The sequence below is a fragment of the Nocardioides acrostichi genome, from assembly GCF_015319165.1.
Classification (GTDB): domain Bacteria; phylum Actinomycetota; class Actinomycetes; order Propionibacteriales; family Nocardioidaceae; genus Nocardioides; species Nocardioides acrostichi.
In genome coordinates this window covers 286,073-306,410 of record NZ_JADIVZ010000002.1, presented here as the reverse complement: position 1 = coordinate 306,410, position 20,338 = coordinate 286,073, and the positions used below count along the sequence as shown (strand labels likewise).

Here is a 20,338-nt window from a genome sequence, read left to right as displayed (position 1 = left end):
CGGGTCAGTCCGCGATCTGCCCGGCCAGGGTCTCGGCCTGCTCGCGGGTGAAGTCGCCCGCGATCTGGAGGCTGCCACTCGAGATGGTGTCGGCCACGGTCGGCGACGAGACGATCAGGCCACCGACCACGATGGCCACCTTCGACCGCGACGACGCGGCGCTACTCGTCAGATCGGCCAAGGCAGCCGAGGCGGCGTCATCGAGGTCGACCTCGACGCCCCAGCCGTCTGCCAGTTCCACGGCCCGGGCGCTCGTCACTCCCTCGTCGCTCACGCCGGCCGGACCGAGCAGGAACTTCACACCGCGTCCGTCGCACGCGGCGGCGGCGGAGCCGGGCAGCAGGGCCCGGGGCTTGCTCCGCAGGCACTCGAGCGTGGCGAAATCCTGCTGCACCGGTGCCGGGACGCCACTCACGGCGTCCTTCGCCACCTGGTCGACCGCGATCACCGGACGCACCTGGAGACCCATCGGATCCACCCCCTCCAGCGTCGAGATCGCCGAGGGCTCGGGCGAGGACGTCGACGCGGCCTCCTCACCCGAGGTCTGGTCACCACACCCGGCCATCGCCGGCGCCGAGAGCGCGAGCGCGGCGAAGGCGAGACGGGTACGGGGTATCACCCGACGGTCACGCTCACCGGGTTGGAGGCGGTGTTCGTGTCGGGGTCGACGACGCGAAACTTGTTGACACCCTGGAAGCTGGTCTGCACGTAGGTGGAGAACGTCTCGTTGCTCACTACGACTGTGACGGGAAAGTCCTGCCAGCCGCCACCGGCCTGCTTCTGCACCTGGAGCACGGCGCCCTCGCCACCGGGATAGACGCCGGTGAGGTCGATGCGCTCCATGACGCTGACCGAGGTCTGGCCGGACTGGAGGGTGATCTGGCCATCCTTCTCCGACGGCTTCGCCGTCGCGGTCGGCGGCGCCGCGCCCGAGGAGTCGGAGGTCGGCGCGGCGTCTCCGCCCAGGGTGATGAGCGGGCCGGTGGGCTCCTCGGTCATCGAGGGCTTGGGCAGGTGGAACCTGGTGTGCTGGCTCGAGGCGAAGTCGGGGCTGCTGCCATCGATGCCCATCACCTTCGTGGCGGCCAACGCAACGCCGCCCATGACCAGACCGATCAGGAGTGCGACGCCGACGAGGGCCGCGAGCCCGACGAGAACGGGGTTGTCCTCGAGCGGGTTGGGCTTCTCGGGCTGGTCGGACACCGGACCTCCTTGGACGACGGCGGGCCGCAAGCGTGCGGCGTCCTCATTGTGGCCGACCGGGGGCACCGCTCCAAGCCGCCCTTACCGCAGCCGCGCCGTGGAGGGGGCCGGTCAGCGCGGGGAGAGGACCAGCACCGGTATCTCGCGGTCGGTCCAGCGCTCGTACTTCTCGAAGTCTGCATAGAGGTCGACCAGACGCGGCCACAACTGTGCCTTCTCCTCCGCCGGCGCCTGCCGGGCGTGGACGGCGACCCGCCGGCGCCCGGGCAGGCTCACGGCCACGTCGGGCTGCGCGAGCAGGTTGCGGTACCACTGCGGGTGCTTCGGCATGCCGCCCTGGGAGCCGACGATCACCAGGTCGCTGGTGCCGACCGGGGCGCCGGGGCGGTCGGCCAGATAGAGCAGCGGGGTCGTGAACTCCCTTCCGGAAGTGCGACCGACGTGGTGCAGCAGCAGCGTGGGCACCGGCTTCTTGAACCCGGCGCCGACGCGCCACGTGTTGCCGATCCGACCGTTGGTGGCCTCGAAGACCTTCACTTGCGCCTTGGCCATGTACTTGATGGCTCGCGCCGCCCAGGGCGAGTCGAGGCCGGGTGGGCGCTCCTCGGGCAGACCGAACGACGGCATCAGAGGCCACGCTTCCAGACGATGTCCTCGACCAGGCGGCGACTGCGCCAGCCCTCGGGCGTGCGGACCATCGCGTGGCGGTAGAAGCCGCCGAAGTGGGCGACCTTCGTGCCGCCACTGCCGTCGTCCAGGGTCATCGGGTTGTCGAAGTAGGCCACCACGTCCGCGGCCGAGCGCTCCGCGTCGGTCCAGGTGATCTCGATCTGACCGAGCATGTGCATCGTGCGACGGAAGAACATCGGCAGCACCTCGGCCAGCCACGCCTTGACCGTCGGGAAGGCGTCGTGCACCCCGCCGGAGGCGGTGTAGTCGATGACGGCGTCTGCGGTGAAGACCTGGTCGAGGCGATCCCAGGCGTGCTCGTCGACGGCTCGCGTGTAGCGCGTCAGCACCTCGGCGATCTCGAGGCGGTCGGAGATCTCGGCGATGTCCATGGGCGGACTCTGGCACAAAACTGAAACACGTTCTATGTTTCGACAAGCTCAACAACCGGGATCCGGACGCTCAACAACCGGATCCGGACGCTCAACAACCGGATCCGGACGCTCAACAACCGGATCCGGACGCTCAACAACCGGATCCGGACGCTCAGCAACCGAAAGGCAGCGATGCGGTTCACCTATGCGGAGGCCATGACCGACCCGGCGTACTACGCGCCCCTCGCCCAGGCCGCGGAGGCGGCCGGCTACACCTCCATGACCGTGGCCGACTCCCTCATCTACCCGGAGGAGTCGGACTCGACCTACCCCTACACCGACACCGGTGACCGGGAGTTCCTCCAGGGCAAGGACTTCGTCGAGACGATGGTGCTCTGCGCGCACCTCTTCGCGGTCACGACGACGCTGCGGTTGACGCCCTTCGTGCTCAAGCTGCCGGTGCGACCGCCCGTGCTGGTGGCCAAGCAGGCGTCGTCGTTGGCCTACCTCTCCGGCGGCCGGCTCGGTCTCGGCGTCGGCCTCTCGCCGTGGCCCGACGACTTCAAGGCGCTCGGCGTGCCGTGGGAGCGCCGCGGCAAGCGCATGGACGAGTGCATGGACATCCTCACCGGCCTGACCAGCGGCGAGTTCTTCGGCTACGAGGGCGAGTTCTTCCAGATCGAGCGCATGCAGCAGCGCCCGGCGGCGCCGTCCCCGATCCCGCTGTTGGTCGGCGGTCACGCGGACGCCGCGCTGCGTCGCGCCGTGCGCAAGGGCAACGGCTGGATGCACGCCGGGGGCGACGGCGAGGAGCTCGACCGGCTGCTGAAGCGGCTCGCCGAGATCCGCGAGGAGGAGGGCGATGACCGCCACGACTTCGAGGTGCACGTCATCTCCTACGACGCCTACACCCCCGACGGCATCAAGCGCCTCGAGGACAAGGGCGTCACCGACTGCATCGTCGGCTTCCGGGTGCCCTACATCAAGGGCCCCGACCCCGAGCCGCTCGAGACGAAGGTCGCGAACCTGGAGAAGTACGCCGAGAGCGTCATCGCCCAGGTCAACGGCTGAGGGGGCCAGCGTCGTGACGCACGCACCGCAAGGCCCCGAGCCGTCCCCGAACCCGGACGTCGAGGGCACCGACGGCTCCTGGGATCTCACCGCTCCGCTGCGCGAGGCGATCGCCGAGGGCGAGCGGTTGATCGCGGCCGCGCCGTTCATCCGCACGCAGGCCGACCTGCTCGAGGGGTACGACTACCTCTCCGGGCGCATCCGGCTGGCGATGCAGAGCGCCTTCGACCACGACCTCGACCGGCCGCTGTTCATCAACCCGACGCACCAGTTCTCGCGCCAGGGGCTCGACAACCCCGACGCCGTGTACCTCAACGCCTACCTGCGCGGCGGGGCCGAGTACGTCGTCCGCGGGCGGCGCGGTACGTCGGCCGACCTGTCGTTCCAGGTGATGAGCGGCAGCTACTCGGCCTCGTCGGCGGCGGGTTCGATGCTGGCCTTCGACGACCGCGAGCTCGACATCGCCGACGACGGCACCTTCGAGTTCACCTTCATCGCCGATCCCGAGGCGAAGATCCTCATCGTGCGCGAGGTCTTCTGCGACTGGGAACACGAGTCGCGCGGGGTCTTCACCATCGAGCGCACCGACACCATCGGGCAACCGGCCCGCGACCTCACCCGCGCGCTGCTCACCAAGAAGTACGAGGTGGCCGCTCGGTCGGTGACATCGGGCATCCTCACCTGGTTCCACTTCCCGCACTGGTTCCAGTACGACGAGCCGGTCAACACCCTCACCACGCCGACCTCGACGCCCGGCGGCCTCGCCTCCCAGCGCTCCTCGATCGGGCACTACGCCCTGGCCGAGGACGAGGCGTTGATCATCGAGGTGCCGCGGTGCGACGACGCCGCCTACCAGGCCGTGCAGGTCGGGTCGGACTGGTACGCCTCGACCGACTACGAGACCCACCAGACCTCGCTGACCAAGGCCCAGGCCGACACCGACCCCGACGGCGTCATGCGGTTCGTCGTGAGCGAGCACCCGCCCTCGGGCGAGGAGTCCGCGCCCTACCTCGCCAACTGGCTCGAGACCACCGGCCACCGCACCGGCTCGCTCATGCTGCGCTGGCAGCGCCTCGAGCGCGACCTGGGGGCCGGCGACGGACCGCGCGTCACCGTCGTCCCGCTTGCCGAGGTACCCGGGCACCTGCCGCACCTCGCCCCCCTGACCCACGAGCAGTACGCCGAGCGCATCGCCGCGCGCCAGCGGGCCGTGGCCCGCCGGATGATCAGCTGAACCAGGAGCCCCACACGTGACCGCCACCGCCACCGTGCACGACACCTCCGCCGACGAGCGCTACGAGGCGCAGCCGCTGCTGCGCGGCAAGGTCGTGGTGCTCTCCGGCGTCGGCCCCGGTCTCGGCCGCGCGTTGGGCGAGGAGGCTGCGCGCATGGGCGCCGACCTCGTGCTCGTCAGCCGCACCGAGAGGCGGCTGGAGAAGATGGCCGAGGTCGTGCGCGGGCTCGGACGGCGCGCCTTGGTCGTGCCATGCGACATCACCGACGACGCGGCGCGGGTGCACCTGGTCGAGCGCACGCTCGAGGAGTTCGGCCGGGTCGACTGCCTGCTCAACAACGCCTTCGCCATTCCGCCGATGGACCCCATCACCACCATCGGCAACGAGGCACTGCGGGCGGCCAACGAGACCAACGTGCTGGCGCCGCTGCGACTCACGGCGGCATGCGCCGACGCGCTGGCCGACACGCGCGGCTCGGTGATCATGCTGAACTCCTGCGTGCAGTTCTCCTCCCAGCCCGAGTACGCCGGCTACAAGCTGAGCAAGGGAGCGCTGGCCCACCTGGCGAGCTCGCTGGCCACCGAACTCGGGCCGCGCGGCATCCGAGTGAACTCGGTGGCGCCGTCCTACATCTACGAAGACGTCAACAAGGCCTACTTCGATTGGATCGCCTCGGAGTCCGGCCGCACGCACGACGAGGTGTACGCCGAGAAGGCCGCGCCGACCGACCTCAAGCGCCTCGCATCGCCGGGCGAGGTGGCCCGGGCCGCGCTGTTCCTCGCCACCGACCTGGCCTCGGCCGTCACCGGCCAGACCCTCACCGTCGACTGCGGGGAGTTCCACTCGTGAGCGACAACGTGATGACCCGCGAACGCGCCGACGTGGGCTCGTTCGACGACATCGCCGCGGCTGCCGTCCGCACCACCGGCATGGACGACTTCGGCGGCACCGCCCACGAGGAGGGGCTGCGCATCCTGGTCGACGACCTCGCCTCGCCCGAGGCGGGGCTGACCGGGCGAGGCAACTACTTCCAGCGCTCCGAGGTCAAGAGCGCTCTGGTCGGCCGGCTGCTGGTCGAGGCGCAGCTCAAGGCCCACCCGGACGCTGCCGACGTTCCGATCGAGCGACCGGTCTTCGTGCTCGGCCTCCCCCGCACCGGCACGACCGCGCTGCACCGGCTGCTCGTGGCCGACCCGGCGCACCAAGGGCTGGAGATGTGGCTGACCCAGTACCCCCAGCCGCGCCCGCCGCGCGAGACCTGGGAGACGGATCCGATCTTCGCCGCGATGCAGCAGGCGTTCTCGGCTCACCACGTCGAGGATCCGGAGTTCATGGGCATCCACTACATGGACGCCACCAGCGTCGAGGAGTGCTGGCGGCTTTTGCGCCAGACCGGCAAGTCCAACAGCTACGAGTCCCTGGCGCATGTGCCGCGCTACAGCGCGTGGCTGCGCAGACAGGACTGGACCGACGCCTATACGCGTCACAAGCAGAACCTCCAACTCATCGGCCTGCACGACGCCGAGAAGCGGTGGGTGCTGAAGAACCCCTCGCACCTCGAGCCGTTCGAGTCCCTGATGCGCGTCTACCCCGACGCGCTGATCGTGCACACTCGCCGCGACCCGGTCAGCTGCATCGCGTCGTCGTGCTCGCTCTCGGCCTCGGCGACCGACGGACACTCGACCACGTTCGTCGCAGAGACCGTCGGCCGCACCCAGCTCGAGCAGTGGTCGGCCAGCTATCACGCCTTCATGGACGCCCGCACCCGTTACGACTCCGCCCAGTTCGTCGACGTCGACTTCGCCGACCTCCAGGGCGACCCGGTGGGCACCGTGCGCGGGGTGTACGAGGCGTTCGGTCTGGACTTCGGAGCGGAGGTCGAGAGCGTCGTCCGCGCCGAGGCGGCGGAGGCGTCGTCGGGCAAGGCGGCCCCCTCGCACTCCTATTCGCTGGCCGACTACGGCCTCACCGAGGAGCAGGTGCGTGCCGCGTTCGAGCGGTGAGGCAGGCAACCGTTCCAGGTGCACCGACGGTTGCTGCCTCACCGCCGCTGGGCATCAGCCGGCGGCGAGTTCGCGCCGCAGACTGGCGACCCGCTCGACGGCAGACGTGGAGTCCAGCTCCGCCCGCTCGCCGGGGTGGTCGAGGTAGTGGCGCACGACGGCGAGGGCCAGGTACGGGTCGATCGCGAGGCGCCGGACGTCGAGGGTGAGGCCGTCGACCCTCACGGCACCGCGCACGAAGACCGTGCCCGCGACGTCCTCGCCGGGCGCCTCGAGGGTCAAGAAGTTGTCGATGCGGTCCTCGGGTGAGCGGAAGAGATCCTTCGCCGGCCGATAGCGGCTCCAGTGCGCCCGCACCGCGACGACGTCGTCCCAGCGCAGGCTCGCCGGCTTGAACTGCATCGTGAGCCAGACCTGGTCGGGCCCGAGCAGGAGGCCGAGGCCGGAGCGCACCCGCGAGCGCACCCCGCCGACCGTGGCAGCCACGAAGAGCAGACCCAGCAGCCAGAGCAGCGCCGTCGCGAGGAGAGCCTTCGCCAGGCCCCCTTCCCCGGCCGCCACCACGAGGGCGACCACCGGTCCGACGAGGCATGCCACCGCGCCGACGGCGAAGAGGTAGACCGTGCCCCAACGAAAGCCGGCGGCCGGGAGCAGCAGTCCGGACCGTCCCCCGGCCTTGTCGACCCACGGGCGTGGCTCGAGATCGCGGCGCGGACGGTCGACGGCGTAGAGGACCGCGCCGACCAGCAGCATGGCGAGCACCGCCCAGCCGGCCGGCTCGCCCTCCTTCGCGCCCGACGCCGCGGCGAACGCGATGAGCAGCACGCCCAGCCCGACGAGGGCTCCGCGCAGGTAGCGGCGTCGAGGCGCCAGGTGCCATCCCTCCCCGCCCTCGTTACCGCGGATGGGGGTCGGCGCGTCGGCGTTGATCACCGTGCTCGGGTACCCGCCACCGCGCAGCCACGAAACGTGCGGTGAACATCGGCCCTCGATGTGTGATCGCCGCCACGTTCGGGTAGACCGTGTACATGCGTTCACTCACCCTCGCCGCCCGCGGACGCCGGCTCGGCGCCGTCATCGCCTCTGTCGCCGCGCTCGCCGCCGGCGCGCTCATCACCTCCGCTCCCGCCCAGGCCGCCGCGACCGGCCCGGCCTTCTCCGCTCCGGACTCGACGATCGACGCCGCAGTGACCTGCGACGGCGACTTGTCGTCGTCCTCGAAGACGCCGGTGCTGCTGGTGCCGGGCACGACCCTGACGCCCGCGATCAACTTCTCCTGGAACTACGAGAAGGTGTTCTCGGCCCAGGGCCGACCCTGGTGCGCGGTGACGCTGCCGAACCACGCGATGAGTGACATCCAGGTGGCCGGGGAGTACGTGGCACGCGCGATCCGCACCACCTACGCGCAGGCCGGACGCCGCATCGACGTGCTGGGCTTCAGCCAAGGCGGCATGGTGCCGCGGTGGGCACTGAAGTACTGGCCCGACACCCGCGCCATGGTCGACGACCTCGTCGGGCTCGACCCGTCGAACCACGGCACCCTCGACGCACATCCGATCTGTGCGCTCCCCGGTGGCTGCGCCCCGGCGTTCTGGCAGCAGCGCACCGGCTCGGACTTCCTGACCGCGCTGAACGACGGCCCGGAGACCTGGGCGGGCATCTCCTACACGCAGATCTACACCGCCACCGACGAGGTCGTGGTGCCGAACGTCGACCCGGCCGCCAGCTCGGCGCTGCACACCGGCGCCGGGGCGATCAGCAACGTGATGGTGCAGTCGATCTGCCCCGTGCACGTCTCCGAGCACCTCTCGATGGGCACCTCGGACCCCGTCGGTTACGCCTTGGCGCTCGATGCGTTCGACCACGCCGGTCCGGCGAAGGCCTCGCGGATCTCGCGCACCGTGTGCTTGCGAGACGTGTTCCCGGGCATCGACCGGCTCGCCTACCCCGCGAACTTCGGCAAGGTGCTCGCCACGGCCGGGGAGCAGGCGCTGACGGCGAAGCGGGTGCCCGCCGAGCCCGAGTTGGCGGCGTACGCGCGCTGAGGCTCGCGCCGAGCTCTCAGATCAGACCCGAGCGCGACGCCGCACGCCGTGGCATCACGTGGATGCGCGCACCGAAGCGCGGCACCGAGGTGATGTTGCGGACCCGCGGCTCGTCGTCGCCGGCCGCAGCGACGTCGTGGCGGCGCAGCACCTCGCGCAGGATCGCGACGCCCTCCATCTGGGCGAAGCCGGCGCCGATGCAGCGGCGCACGCCGCCACCGAACGGGATCCACGTATGGGGTGCCGGGTTCCGACCCACGAACCGCTCGGGGTCAAACCGCTCCGGTTCGGTGAAGTTCGAGTCGCGAGCGTGCGCCAGCAGGATCGAGGCACCCACCGTGGCGCCCTTCGGCAGGTCGAGGCCGGCGATCGTGGCGGGTTCCATGAGGGTGCGCACGACCATCGGGATCACCGGGTGCAGCCGCATCGACTCCTTCACCACCGCCTCGAGCCACGCGTCGTCCTCAGCGCTCGGCCCGAATGGTGTGGATCCGTCGGCGGCGCGCTGGCTGCGCGCCAGCAGGTCGGAGCGGCGTCCGAGCTCGTAGAGAGCCCACGCCAGCGAGGTCGCTGTGGTCTCGTGACCGGCGAGCAGGAGGGTGACCAGCTGGTCACGCAGCTCCGCGTCGCCGAGGCGGTCGTCGCCCTCGCCGGCGCGCATCAGCTGGGAGAGGACGTCGGTGCGCATCTCCAGGTCGCCGACCTCGCGGCGCTCGTGGATCTCGGCGTAGATCAGCTCGTCGAGCTCGCGTTGGTTCTCGACCGCCCGCTTCCACCGGCCGTGCTCCTGGAGCCTCGGGAAGCCGAAACCGAGCAGGATGTCGGGGCCGATCGAGATGGTCTCGTTCACGCGCGGGCGCAGCGCGGCGAGCCGGGTCTCGTCGGTGACGCCGAAGACGACTCGCAGGATCACCTCGAGGGTCAGCACGTTCATCCGGTCCAGCGAGCGCAGCGTCACATCGGCTGGCCAGTGCGCCGCCTCGTCGGCCGCGATCGCGGAGACCAGCTCGCGGTACTCGCGCAGCGCCTGCTTGTTGAACGCCGGCATCAGCAGCCGGCGCGCGCGGGCGTGCTCGTCGCCGTCTTGGAGCAGCAGCGAGTGTTCGCCCATCACCGGGCCCAGGATCGCGTTCCCCTTGCCGGCGTGGAAGACGGAGGGGTCGGCGGCGAACAGCTCCTTGGCCTGCTCCGGGCGGGTCAGCACCACCAGCGGGCGGCCGTCGGGCAGCATCCGCACCGTGAACACGTCGCCGTAGCGGCGCTGGAGCCACGGCTGGAACCGGTGTCGGAACCGGATCAGCGCGATGCTCTGCACCAGCGATGGCCAGCGCGGACCGGGTGGCAGCGGCACGTCGGGGTCGGGGCGCAGACCGCGCACCCCGATGCCCACACCGTTCATGGTGCGGAGGCGTTGGTCGGTCAGCGCGCGCGAATCCGGAGCCACAGCCGTCATCCGGCCATCGTAGGGAGCCCATCCGCGCCCCCGGACGACGTAGGGTCACCCTCGTGACGACTCCACGGCGGCTCGGCGCCGGCACCCTCGCCCTCGCAGTCGCGACCGCTCCCCTGCTCGCGTCCGGAGCAGCGGTCGCGGGCGCACCGGACACGCTGTTCCCCGACCAGGGCAACGCGGCGATCGACGTGCTCAAGTACCAGGTGAAGATGGACTATCGGCCGGTCCTCAACAGCGCCGAGGCGACCGTGCAGATCCTGGCCGAGGCCGAGGAACCGCTCGACCAGGTCGTGCTCGACTATGCGGGAGCCGACGTCACCAGCGTGCAGGTCGACCACCAGCCGGCCACGTTCTCGCAGAGCGACGACCATCTGGTCATCACGCCGGGCGAGTCCACCCCGGTCGGCGCCGGCAGGTTCACCGTGCAGATCGGCTGGTCGGGCACCCCGCCCGACTACACCGACGCCGACGGATCCACCGAGGGCTGGGTGCAGACCTCCGACGGCGCCATCGCCTTGGGCGAGCCGCTGGGTGCGATGACCTGGCTGCCGTCGTCCAACACGCCTGGCGACAAGGCGAGGTGGCGCGTGCTGGTGAAGGTGCCGCGCGGGTTCACGGCCGTGTCGAACGGAAAGCTGGTCAAGCAGCGCGACACGACCACCCAGTCGACGTTCATCTGGCGCAGCCAACAGCCGATGGCCCCGTTCCTCGCCACGCTCGCGATCGGCCGCTTCAGCGAGGACCATTCGACCTTCAAGGGCTCCGACGGGCACCGCATCACCGTGCGCGAGTACGCCGACGCCGGCATCGGGCAGGCGCAGAAGCCGCAGATGAGCGCGCAGCAGGCCATCGAGTTCCTGCAGCCGTTCTTCGGGCCCTACCCGTTCAGCGACGCCGGCTCGATCGTCGACGACGCAGACGTCGGCTACGCGCTGGAGACCCAGACCCGGCCCTTCTACCCGCCGGGAGCGGCGTCGAAGAGCACGGTGATCCACGAGACCGCACACCAGTGGTTCGGCGACTCCGTGGGCATCATCGACTGGCACGACCTCTGGCTCGCCGAGGGGTTCGCGACCTACGCCGAGTGGCTCTACTCCGCGAAGACCGGCGGCAAGACACCCCACCAGCACTTCGCCGAGAACTACGCCAAGCCGGCCGACGACAGCCTCTGGAGTCCGGCCCCCACCGAGTTCACCGACCCCGCCGACCTCTTCGGCGAGCCGGTCTACACCCGCGGCGCGATGACACTCCAGATGCTGCGCGAGCGGGTCGGCGCCAAGGACTTCTTCCGCATCGTTCGCCGCTGGGCCGCCCTGCACGAGCACGGCACGGTGCGCACCGCGACCTTCGAGCGGCTCGCCCAGCGGGTCTCGGGCAAGAAGCTCGGTCACCTCTTCGACGACTGGTTGCGCAAGGACGGCAAGCCGACGGGTTGGTGACCCGCGAGGGGTCGCATATTGCTGCTCGAGGAGTCGCGTAGTGCTTGAGCGTCCGATCCGTCGCGGCCCCTCGCGGCACACTTTGCGGCCCCTCGCGGCACACTTTGCGGCCCCTCGCGGGACGATTCGCGACCCCTCGCGGGTCAGCGGGTGGTCCACCACGCGGCGGGCTTGAGGCCGGGCTTGGCGCAGGACTGACGCCGCATCACCTGCTGCGACGTCGCCTCGACCTCGATCTGCTCGACTGAGCCACCCTCGGTCAGGTCGAGGACGACGCGCACGGCGTCGCCGTCGGGCGCCACCTCCCGGACGGTCAGGGCGTCGGGGCCGCTGAGTCCGCGCCGCTGGACGACGTGAGCCAGGGCCGCCTGCACGGCGGCGGGGGCTCCGGCGCGGCCGCGCACATGGCCGGCCGGCCAGCGACCCTCGACCACCTCGGCGGCGGCGGCAGCAGCGGTATCGGCGTCGAGGCGACCGAGCACGAGCCCGCTGGGCAGCGCGAGCAGGGTGCCGGCGAACCGGTGACCGCCCAGGTGATCGACCTCCCACGTGGTGCCGGGCCACCGCTCGGCGAGCGCGGCGGTGACCGGTCGGCCCAGCAGCGCGCAGCAACGGTCGCGGCTGCCGTTGGTGCAGCAGAACCAGGTGGGCTCGGTGACCGGCTCCCAGCCGTCGTGCTCCGACGGCTCGGCGTGTGGGTCGACGGCGAGCACGTCGTCGAGGTGGGGCAGCAGCGTGGCCCACGCCAGCGCGGGGGCGGTCGGGTCGGCGACGTCGAGGTGCACCACGAAGACCTGCGCGCCGGTCGAGCGGGCGCCGTCGGGGCGCCGGATCAGCTGCACCCGCACGCCGTCGAGCCCGGCCAGGTAGGCACGCACCGGCTCGGGCATCCGGGCACCGGTGAGCGCATCGCTGCCCCAGGGCCCCGGTACCTCGACCAGCAGCCAGCAGGCGTCGATGGGCGCCGTGCCGGACTGCGGCTCGGCGTCGGCCAGGCTGGCCGCGGCGCACTGGAAGTCACTCGGCACGTCGGGCGGTACCTCGCTGGGGGATGAGCTCACATGGTCATTCCACCAGGCCACGCCGCCTGGCCACAGCGGCAGCCTCCGTGCGACCGGACACCCCCAGCTTGGCGAGGATGTTCGACACGTGCACCGAGGCGGTCTTGGTGCTGATGAACAGCTGGGCGGCGATCTCGCCGTTGGTCCGACCGGCCGCCACGAGGGCCAGCACCTCGCTCTCCCGCGCCGTCAGCGGTGCGGGGCCGGGGTGCGAGCCAGAGGCCGCTCGCGGAGCCCGGCCGCTGCTGGCGCGGAGCGCAGCCAGCAGCACGCTCGCCCCCAGCCGTTCGGCGATCGCACGAGCGAGCGCGACCTGCTCGCGCGCACCGGCGGTGTCACCCGAGGCGCGCAGCACCTCCGCTAGCCGGACGCGGCACCAGGCCAGCTCGTAGACCGCGCCCAGCTCCTCGGCCGCGCGGACGGCGCCACGCCAGGCCTCGGTCATCTCACGCTCGTCCATCTCGTCGCCCGCCCGCCACCGAGCGCGCATCGCCTCCGCCTCGAGACGCGCCGACCACGACCGGCCCTCGATCGCCCACTCGGCGTGTTGCTCGCGCACGGTGCGTCCGTCGTCGAGCAGGCGCTGGACCGCCTCGAGCGAGGCGGGCCGAGCCGTGCTCGGGAGGGCTGCCACGTGGTCGGCGACCACGCCGACGGCCACGGCCGCGAGCCGGACCCGGGCTCCGAACCAGGGTGACCAGAGCCCGGAGAGGGCGCCGACCGCGTCGTCGTAGCGCGCCAGGGCGTCGGCCCCGGGATCATCGCCGTGGGCGAGCAGCCCCACCGCCTGGAGCTGGGCAGGCACCGCATGGATGGTCAGGAGCCCCTCGGTGACCCACATCGGGCGCAGCGCGTCGAGCTCAGCGAGCACGTCGGCGGGATCGCGGCCCTGGGCCAGCTCGATGGACGCGGCGACCGACCGCATCTCGGCCGCCTGCGCGGCGGGAGGCTGGCCGGCGATCTGCAGCAGCGCCAGGGCCTCGGGCCAGCGGCCACGCACCAGCTCGACCCAGCCGAGCTGGCGGCGGGAGTTGAACCCGTAGGGCCCCCACGGGCGCCGCTCGAGCCGGGCACGGTCGAGGGCGTGCCGGAACCACCGTGCGGCGGAGTCCCAGTCCGCCTCGTCGGCGTAGGAGAGCCCCAGGATGTGCAGGGAGCGCAACTCGGCGTCGAGCGCACCCGCCTGACGGGCCCGCTCCGCGGCCTGCTCGAGCTCGGCGCGCATCGTGGCAGCGGGGGCGGTGGCCATGCCGGCGACGGTGACGGCGGCCTCGGAGGCCAGCATGGCGAGCCCCAGCCGCTCGCAGATCTCCAGCGCCTCGCGTGCGGCTCCCTGCGCCTCCTCGGCATGCCCCTGCCAGGCTCGGATGCGTGCGTGTGTGATGAGCACGCGTGCGCGCAGGCCGCCCGCGTCGGCGGGCACCAGACGCACCGCCTCCTCCGAGAGCGGCACGCACTCGATGTCGCGCTCGGTCGGGTAGAGGTAGTTCGCCTGGGCGGTGAGGAGCCGCGCACGCTGGGCGTCGGTGGGGCTCGCCATGCGCGCGAGTTGGTCGGCCACCAGCTCGGCCGCCCGGAAGGGCAGCCCGGCCGCGAGCAGGGCGTCACCCGCCTCGACGGCGATCTTGGAGGCATCCAGGCCGTGCTCGACGTCTCGCAGGGCCGGTTCCGCCAGCAGTTCCAGCGCTCGTTGCAGGTGACCTGCCGCCTCGTCCGGGCCGCCCACCTCACCGGCCTCGCGACCGGCGCGTACGGATGCGTCGAGGGCCGTCGGCAGGTCGCGCGCGAGCCGCGCGTGCCGGGCCAACGCGGCCGCCGTGCCCCACGCCCGACCCTCGCGCAGCGCCGCCGCGTAGGTCGCGTGCAGACGCTGCCGCTCGCCAGGCAGCAGGTCGTCGTAGACCGCCTCGGCGAGCAGCGCGTGGCGGAACACGTAGTCGCCCCGGTCGGCGACCAGCACGTGCGCCTCGACGGCGGCACGCAGGGCCTCGTCGAGCACGCCCGGAGGCACGTCGGCTCCGGCCAGGAGCAGCTCGTGGGAGACGCGACGGCCGCCTACCGCGGCGGCACGCACGACGAGCCGCGCGTCGGCGTCCAAGCGATCGAGTCGCACCAGCAGCAGGTCGGCGAGGTCATCGGGGATGCCTCGGTCGAGCTGGTGCACGGCTCCGACGAGCTCTTCGACGAAGAACGCGTTGCCCTCGGCCCGCTCGACGATGCCCCGCAGGTGCCGCTCCAGGTTCTGCTCCCCGGGGAGCAGCGAACCGGCCAGGGTGCGCACGTCGTCGTCGCGCAGGGGCTCCAGGGCGATCCGTGCGACCCCGCGCAGTCGCGCCCACTCGGCGACCTGACGACGCAGGGGGTGTCGGCGGTGCAGGTCGTCGGAACGGTAGGAGGCGACCAGCCGGACCCGCCCCTCGCCCTCGGCGAGCCGGGTCAGTAGGAAGGAGACGAGGTCGCGCGTGGACGGGTCGGCCCAGTGCAGATCCTCGACCACCAGGAGCATGCGCTGCTCGGCGGCGGCCGCGGCCAGCACGGCGTGCACCGCCTCGAGCACCGACCCGCGCTCGGCCATGGCGACGACTTCCTCGCCTCGCTCCGTGTCGTGTTCGCGGGGTCTCGCCGCGAGGAGTCCGCGACGGCCGGACTGGAGGCGCAGCAGCGCCGGGTGGTCGCCGGCAACGGCCTCGACCACCCCTGCCCGATGCTCGAGCAAGCGGCCGAGCACCTCGGTGAAGGGCAGGTAGGGCAGCGCGCTGTCGCCGACGTCGAGACAGTGGCCGGCGACCACCTGCCACCCCTGCTCCAGCGCCCGGTCGCGCAGCGCCGTCAGCAGTCGGGTCTTGCCGACGCCGGCATCGCCCGAGAGCAGGACGGCGCTCGCCCGGCCGGCCTCGACCTCGCCGTCGGCGCGCGGATCGTCGCCGGACCCGACACCGACCAGGCCGCACAGCTGTGCCAGCTCGGCGTCGCGCCCGACGAGGGGGCGCGGGGTGAGGGCGGGCACCGCCCCATCATGGCGGCGCCCACCGACAGACGTAGGCGACGACGCGGGGTTCACCCCTGGATCGTGGACCGCCGGCGGGCCGTGCGGCGGAGCAGGTGCCCCCCGACGCGCTGGCGGCGCACCCGGGTCTGCGGGAAGCGATAGTCGATCTCGGCCTTGAGGTTCTCGATGCGGTAGGAGCTCATGCCACGAATCTCGTGCCCTGAGGTAGGCCCGCACATCGGGAAGGTGCCTTATCTCTGGTCCGCCCCGAGCCCGGCTACCTCAGACCGGGCCGACCGGCAGACTGTGCCGCATGGAGTTCCGCGACGTGGTGCGGCAGCGGCGCATGGTGCGTGACTACACCGACGAGCCGGTGGCGGCGCATGTCGTCACGCGGGCCTTCGAGCACGCGACCCGGGCGCCCAACGCGGGTTTCACCCAGGGGTGGGCCTTCGTGCTGCTCGACACCACCGACGCGGTGCGCGGCTACTGGACGACGACCGCCGGCCCCGACCGGGTGGCCGACCCCGACCGCTGGCTGGCCGGCATGATGCGTGCCCCCGTGGTCATCGTGCCGTGCAGCAGCCGGGCCGCGTATCTCGAGCGGTACGACGCACCCGACAAGGCCTCCACCCGCGCCCGCAACGACGCTCCGGCGGGTGAGCCGTGGACCGTGCCCTACTGGCACATGGACGCCGCCATGGCCGCCCTGCTGATCCTCCAGACCGCCGTCGACGAGGGTCTCGGCGCGTGCTTCTTCGGCATCCCGCCGCACCGCGAGACGGCGCTGCGCGAGCACCTGGGCCTGCCCCCGGACGTCGACCCCATCGGTGCGATCACCCTCGGCCACCCCGCACCCGCAGCACCCCGCGCCGGCTCGCCCCGGCGCCGCTCTCGTCGTCCGCTCGACGACGTGGTGCACCGCAGCGCGTGGCAGGCGTGAGCCGACCTGACCCTGGACCAGGTGGACGAGTTCGTGGACGCCGGCGAGGAGGTGAAGCGCTCGCCTCTCCTCGGAGTTCGCCCTCGGCGACTTCGCCTCAGCGGTACGGCGAACGGGCGGTCGCGACGTTCCTCGCGCGGGGCGAACGGATCCTTGTCGTCACCGAGGAGACCACCCTGCCCCACGACGAGGGCGCGCTCATCTCCGCTGTAGTCGACACCGTGAAGCCGGCGAGCGCGCGGGCGCGGCTGCCCAGAAGGCCAGTCAGTAGACCAGCCAGCAGACCAGCCAGCAGAGCAGCCAGGAGGCCGGCGAGAGGACGAGTACCCGTGCTCAGGCGTGAGCGCGGCCGTCGCGGCGAGGCTGGCGGCATGACCTCGACCGCGTCCGTGCCCCCTCGCGCCCTCTCGGGTGGCCGCGTCTTCGCCGCTCTCGTGACCGCATTCGCCGTGCTGGCGCTACTGGCCGCCGCGGTCTTCACCTACCTCGGCTACGTCGGCGACGACCCCTTCGACGCCTTCTGGTTCCTCTACGCGATCGCCCTCGCCGTGCCGGCCGTGAGCGCCGGCGCCCTGGGCGGCGCCGGGCTGGCGGTCACGTCGCCGACCGCACAGTGGTGGCTCGCGGGCCTCGGCGCGGGCGTCCTGGCCCTCCCGATGCTGCTGGCGGCGGCGTTCTTCGGACTGTTCTGAGGGCGCGGTCTGAGGGCGCGGGTAGGCTGATCATGGGAGTGATGCCCGTGCCCGCCGAACGCAACCAGCCCACCCGTTCCAGCACCAGCGAGGTGCAGCGCGCGCGAGACGAGGCCGAGCGTCGCAAGCGCAGCCAACAGAGCGCCTCGGCTGCCCGGATCGCCTACCAGCACCAGTGGGTCGATCAACAGGTTCGCATCGCGATGGCGAACGGAGAGTTCGACGACCTGCCCGGCGCTGGCAAGCCGATCGAGGGGCTCGGCGAGCAGCACGACCCCGACTGGTGGGTCAAGAAGCTCATCGAGCGCGAGCAGATCACCGGCGTACTGCCGGCGAGCCTGCAGTTGCGCAAGGACGACGCCCTCCTCGACTCGCGTCTGGACGCGCTGACGGTCGAGCGTGAGGTGCGACGCGAGGTCGAGGACTTCAACGCCCGCGTGATCCACGCTCGCTACACCCCCCAGGACGGCCAGCCGCCCCTGATCACCATGCCTCGCGACGTCGACGCCACCGTGGCCGCGTGGGCGCAGCGTCGCCGCGCCCGCGCCGAGGCCCGCCGTGCCGCTCAGGCCGACGCCGCTCCCGCCGTCCGTGCCCGTCGGTGGTGGCGGCCCAATCGGTCCGCGGGAGTTTCATCGGGGGACCGATAGACCTGCGGGTGCACCGACGTTGCCTCATCGGGGAACTCACTGGAACATCGGCCCCCCGATAAAACTCCGCCCACGGAAGACCACCAAACCTACCCATGAGTAACCAAGCGGGCGCGGCTGCTAGGTTCGCCCTCATGCGCAGCGCGAAGGACTTCTTCCGGCCCCTGGCGGTGGGTGCGCCCACCCCGCCGACCGAGATCCCGGCCCGCCCGAGCCGGGCGATCCACTTCTTCGACCCGAGCAACCCGAAGATGGCCGCGAAGGTGCCCGACATGGTCGGCTCGGTCGACGTGCTCCTCGGCAACCTCGAAGACGCGGTGAAGGCCGACAACAAGGTGGCCGCGCGCGAGGGTCTGGTCGAGATCGGTCAGAACACCGAGGGTCTCGGTGGCCCCGAGGCGCAGACCCAGCTCTGGACTCGCATCAACGCGCTCGACAGCCCCTGGGCACTCGACGATCTCACCACACTCATCCCCGCGATCGGGCACACGCTCGACGTCGTGATGGTGCCGAAGGTGCAGGGCGCCGAAGACATCCACTACGTCGACCGGCTGCTCGCCCAGCTCGAGGCCAAGGCCGGGCTCGACCGCCCGATCCTGGTGCACGCGATCCTCGAGACCGCGCGGGGCGTGGCGAACATCGAGGAGATCTGCGGCGCCTCCCCGCGCATGCAGGGCCTCTCGCTGGGCCCGGCCGACCTCGCCGCCGACCGCCGCATGAAGACCACCCGCGTCGGCGGCGGCCACCCCGGCTACCTGGTGCGCCAGGATCCGGCGTCCAGCAGCGAGGCCGACATCAACGCCTCGCGCAGCGTCTTCCAGCAGGATCTGTGGCACTACACGATCGCCCGCATGGTCGACGCGTGCGCCATGCACGGCATCTACCCCTACTACGGCCCCTTCGGCGACATCGCCGACGTCGTGGCCTGCGAGGACCAGTTCCGCAACGCGTTCCTACTCGGCTGCGTGGGCACCTGGAGCCTGCACCCCAAGCAGATCGCGATCGCCAAGAAGGTGTTCTCCCCCAGCGTCGAGGACGTCGCCCACGCCCGCCGCGTGGTCGCCGCCATGTCTGCCCTGGGGGGCGACGGCACGGGCGCGGTGATGCTCGACGGCAAGATGGAGGACGACGCCTCCCTCAAGCAGTGCCTGGTCATGGTCGAGCTGGCCGAGCGCCTGGCCGCCACCGACCCCGAGCTGGCCGAGCTGTACGCCGCCGCCGAGGAGGGCTGACCCCATGAGCGCCCCGACCAGCACGTTCACGCCGCTGCGCAGCGTGCTCTACATGCCCGGCTCCAACGAGCGAGCCCTCGAGAAGGCCAAGACGATCCCGTGCGACGGCCTCATCCTCGACCTCGAGGACGCCTGCGCCCCCGACGCCAAGGACGCCGCCCGCGCGCTCGTCTGCGCCGCAGCCGCGTCGGGTGAGTACGGACGCCGCACCGTCACGATCCGCGTCAACGGCCTGGGAGCCAAGTGGCACGACGCCGACATGGCGGCCGTCGCGAAGGCCGGCCCCGACGCCGTCGTGGTGCCCAAGGTGAACGGCGCCGCAGAGGTCGCCCAACTGGTGGCCGAGCTCGAGCAGCACGGCGCCCCTGAGCACACCAAGCTCTGGGCGATGATCGAGACGCCGACGGCGATCTTCGACGTCCGCGAGATCGCCGCCGCCTCCGACCGGCTCACCGTGCTGGTCATGGGCACCAACGACCTGGTCAAGGAGCTCTACGCCGAGCATGTGCCCGGCCGCGCACCCCTGCTCATCAGCCTGAGCCTGAGCCTGCTCGCCGCCCGCGCGGCCGGTGTGCAGATCCTCGACGGCGTCTACAACGACGTGAAGGACGCCGAGGGCTTCCTCGCCGAGGCCACCCAGGGCCGCCGGATGGGCTTCGACGGCAAGACCCTGATCCACCCCAGCCAGGTCGACCCGGCCAACGAGCAGTTCGCGCCCAGTGCCGCTGCGGTCGAGGACGCCCAGGGCCTCATCGAGGCCTGGGACGCCGGCTCCGGCGGCGTGGTGACCTACAAGAACAAGCTCGTCGAGAACCTGCACGTCGAGTCCGCTCGGCGCACCTTGACGATGCACGAGGCGATCACGGCCCTGCAGGGCTGACCTGCCCTACCCGTCGAGCCGCGCCACCCGGCGGACCCCCGCCGTCCTGCGGTAGGAGGCGTCGAGCAGCTCGGCGACCTCGCGCCAGTCGGTCGCAGCGCCGGCCAGGTCGAGTCCGAGCCAGCCAGTGGTGCCGAGGTAGGCGGGCACGAACACCCGCTCGTCCTCCAGCAGCGCCGGTCGCTCGGCCTCCTCGGGCAGCACCAGCACGCACTCCTCGTGCGAGACCCACTCGCCGTCGACCCGCTGCGAGCCGCCGTAGTAGCAGAAGACCTTGGTGGTGAAGAACGCCGGACGACCGTGCGAGACCTTCTCGGCCGCATCCGGGAATCCCAGCGCGACCTCGCGCACCCGGGCGAGCAGCGGATCGTCGTCGCGGAACATCTGCGGGTGCGCCAC

The 20,338-nt window shown here is 71.8% G+C and carries 21 protein-coding genes; 11 read left to right on the top strand and 10 right to left on the bottom strand.

Annotated elements, in window-relative coordinates; genetic code table 11:
• Nucleotides 1-4: 4 nt before the first annotated feature.
• The 4 genes from ISG29_RS06310 to ISG29_RS06295 form a co-directional block, all read right to left on the bottom strand.
• The gene (locus ISG29_RS06310; RefSeq protein ID WP_194502534.1) at nt 5-619 is read right to left on the bottom strand and encodes a SecDF P1 head subdomain-containing protein; all 615 of its coding nucleotides are present in this window, start codon (nt 617-619) and stop codon (nt 5-7) included.
• On the bottom strand, nt 616-1,203 hold the full coding sequence (locus tag ISG29_RS06305) for a hypothetical protein (protein WP_194502533.1): 588 nt from the start codon (nt 1,201-1,203) through the stop codon (nt 616-618). Before ISG29_RS06305 ends, ISG29_RS06310 begins: the two co-directional genes overlap by 4 nt.
• A 111-nt stretch (nt 1,204-1,314) precedes the next feature.
• Entirely contained in the window at nt 1,315-1,830 is a 516-nt protein-coding gene (locus ISG29_RS06300; protein WP_194502532.1) for a nitroreductase/quinone reductase family protein, read from the bottom strand.
• Nucleotides 1,830-2,264 (bottom strand): nuclear transport factor 2 family protein, encoded by a 435-nt coding sequence (locus ISG29_RS06295; RefSeq protein ID WP_194502531.1) that lies wholly within the window; start codon nt 2,262-2,264, stop codon nt 1,830-1,832. Before ISG29_RS06295 ends, ISG29_RS06300 begins: the two co-directional genes overlap by 1 nt.
• A 198-nt stretch (nt 2,265-2,462) precedes the next feature.
• On the opposite strand from ISG29_RS06295, the gene ISG29_RS06290 reads away from it, so the two are divergent.
• Genes ISG29_RS06290 through ISG29_RS06275 form a run of 4 tightly spaced genes read left to right on the top strand, consistent with a single transcriptional unit; the run spans nt 2,463 to nt 6,555 of the window.
• Nucleotides 2,463-3,317, top strand: a complete 855-nt coding sequence (locus tag ISG29_RS06290; RefSeq protein ID WP_235958605.1) for a TIGR03619 family F420-dependent LLM class oxidoreductase — start codon at nt 2,463-2,465, stop codon at nt 3,315-3,317.
• A 13-nt stretch (nt 3,318-3,330) separates the two neighbouring features.
• On the top strand, nt 3,331-4,551 hold the full coding sequence (locus ISG29_RS06285; RefSeq protein WP_328828186.1) for a hypothetical protein: 1,221 nt from the start codon (nt 3,331-3,333) through the stop codon (nt 4,549-4,551).
• Between the two features lie 16 nt (nt 4,552-4,567).
• Nucleotides 4,568-5,401: an SDR family oxidoreductase gene (locus ISG29_RS06280; RefSeq protein ID WP_328828184.1), complete on the top strand. Its 834-nt coding sequence runs from the start codon at nt 4,568-4,570 to the stop codon at nt 5,399-5,401.
• Nucleotides 5,398-6,555, top strand: coding sequence for a sulfotransferase family protein (locus ISG29_RS06275; RefSeq protein WP_328828182.1), 1,158 nt, complete (start codon nt 5,398-5,400; stop codon nt 6,553-6,555). The genes ISG29_RS06280 and ISG29_RS06275 overlap by 4 nt, the downstream gene beginning before the upstream one ends.
• 54 nt (nt 6,556-6,609) lie before the next feature.
• On the opposite strand, the gene ISG29_RS06270 is transcribed toward ISG29_RS06275, so the two are convergent.
• Nucleotides 6,610-7,488 carry a hypothetical protein gene (locus tag ISG29_RS06270; RefSeq protein WP_194502529.1) on the bottom strand — a complete coding sequence of 293 codons (879 nt, stop codon included), beginning with the start codon at nt 7,486-7,488 and terminating at the stop codon, nt 6,610-6,612.
• 95 nt (nt 7,489-7,583) lie between these two features.
• Here ISG29_RS06270 and ISG29_RS06265 point away from each other — a divergent pair, with 95 nt between their 5' ends.
• Entirely contained in the window at nt 7,584-8,600 is a 1,017-nt protein-coding gene (locus tag ISG29_RS06265; RefSeq protein WP_194502528.1) for an esterase/lipase family protein, read from the top strand.
• 16 nt (nt 8,601-8,616) lie between these two features.
• Here ISG29_RS06265 and ISG29_RS06260 read toward each other — a convergent pair whose 3' ends face one another.
• Nucleotides 8,617-10,053 (bottom strand): cytochrome P450, encoded by a 1,437-nt coding sequence (locus ISG29_RS06260; protein WP_235958604.1) that lies wholly within the window; start codon nt 10,051-10,053, stop codon nt 8,617-8,619.
• 53 nt (nt 10,054-10,106) lie between these two features.
• Here ISG29_RS06260 and ISG29_RS06255 point away from each other — a divergent pair, with 53 nt between their 5' ends.
• A complete protein-coding gene (locus ISG29_RS06255) occupies nt 10,107-11,492 on the top strand; it encodes a M1 family metallopeptidase (protein WP_194502527.1) in 1,386 nt (461 codons plus the stop codon).
• Nucleotides 11,493-11,635: 143 nt separating this feature from the next.
• Here the strand turns inward: ISG29_RS06255 and ISG29_RS06250 are convergent, their stop codons facing one another.
• The 3 genes from ISG29_RS06250 to ISG29_RS21270 are packed head-to-tail and all read right to left on the bottom strand — an operon-like array spanning nt 11,636 to nt 15,745.
• Entirely contained in the window at nt 11,636-12,553 is a 918-nt protein-coding gene (locus tag ISG29_RS06250) for a sucrase ferredoxin (RefSeq protein WP_194502526.1), read from the bottom strand.
• 4 nt (nt 12,554-12,557) lie between these two features.
• Nucleotides 12,558-15,560 (bottom strand): helix-turn-helix transcriptional regulator, encoded by a 3,003-nt coding sequence (locus ISG29_RS21535; RefSeq protein WP_194502525.1) that lies wholly within the window; start codon nt 15,558-15,560, stop codon nt 12,558-12,560.
• A gap of 50 nt (nt 15,561-15,610) precedes the next feature.
• On the bottom strand, nt 15,611-15,745 hold the full coding sequence (locus ISG29_RS21270) for a hypothetical protein (RefSeq protein WP_268927623.1): 135 nt from the start codon (nt 15,743-15,745) through the stop codon (nt 15,611-15,613).
• A 110-nt stretch (nt 15,746-15,855) separates the two neighbouring features.
• Here ISG29_RS21270 and ISG29_RS06240 point away from each other — a divergent pair, with 110 nt between their 5' ends.
• From ISG29_RS06240 to ISG29_RS06220, 5 genes are all read left to right on the top strand, one after another.
• Nucleotides 15,856-16,485, top strand: coding sequence for a nitroreductase family protein (locus ISG29_RS06240; protein WP_194502524.1), 630 nt, complete (start codon nt 15,856-15,858; stop codon nt 16,483-16,485).
• 371 nt (nt 16,486-16,856) lie between these two features.
• On the top strand, nt 16,857-17,177 hold the full coding sequence (locus ISG29_RS06235) for a hypothetical protein (protein ID WP_194502523.1): 321 nt from the start codon (nt 16,857-16,859) through the stop codon (nt 17,175-17,177).
• Between the two features lie 32 nt (nt 17,178-17,209).
• Entirely contained in the window at nt 17,210-17,827 is a 618-nt protein-coding gene (locus tag ISG29_RS06230; protein ID WP_235958603.1) for a DnaJ family domain-containing protein, read from the top strand.
• 134 nt (nt 17,828-17,961) lie between these two features.
• Nucleotides 17,962-19,059: an HpcH/HpaI aldolase/citrate lyase family protein gene (locus ISG29_RS06225; RefSeq protein WP_194502522.1), complete on the top strand. Its 1,098-nt coding sequence runs from the start codon at nt 17,962-17,964 to the stop codon at nt 19,057-19,059.
• A gap of 4 nt (nt 19,060-19,063) precedes the next feature.
• Nucleotides 19,064-19,939: an HpcH/HpaI aldolase/citrate lyase family protein gene (locus ISG29_RS06220; protein WP_194502521.1), complete on the top strand. Its 876-nt coding sequence runs from the start codon at nt 19,064-19,066 to the stop codon at nt 19,937-19,939.
• A 6-nt stretch (nt 19,940-19,945) separates the two neighbouring features.
• Here ISG29_RS06220 and ISG29_RS06215 read toward each other — a convergent pair whose 3' ends face one another.
• Entirely contained in the window at nt 19,946-20,338 is a 393-nt protein-coding gene (locus ISG29_RS06215; protein ID WP_328828175.1) for an MmcQ/YjbR family DNA-binding protein, read from the bottom strand.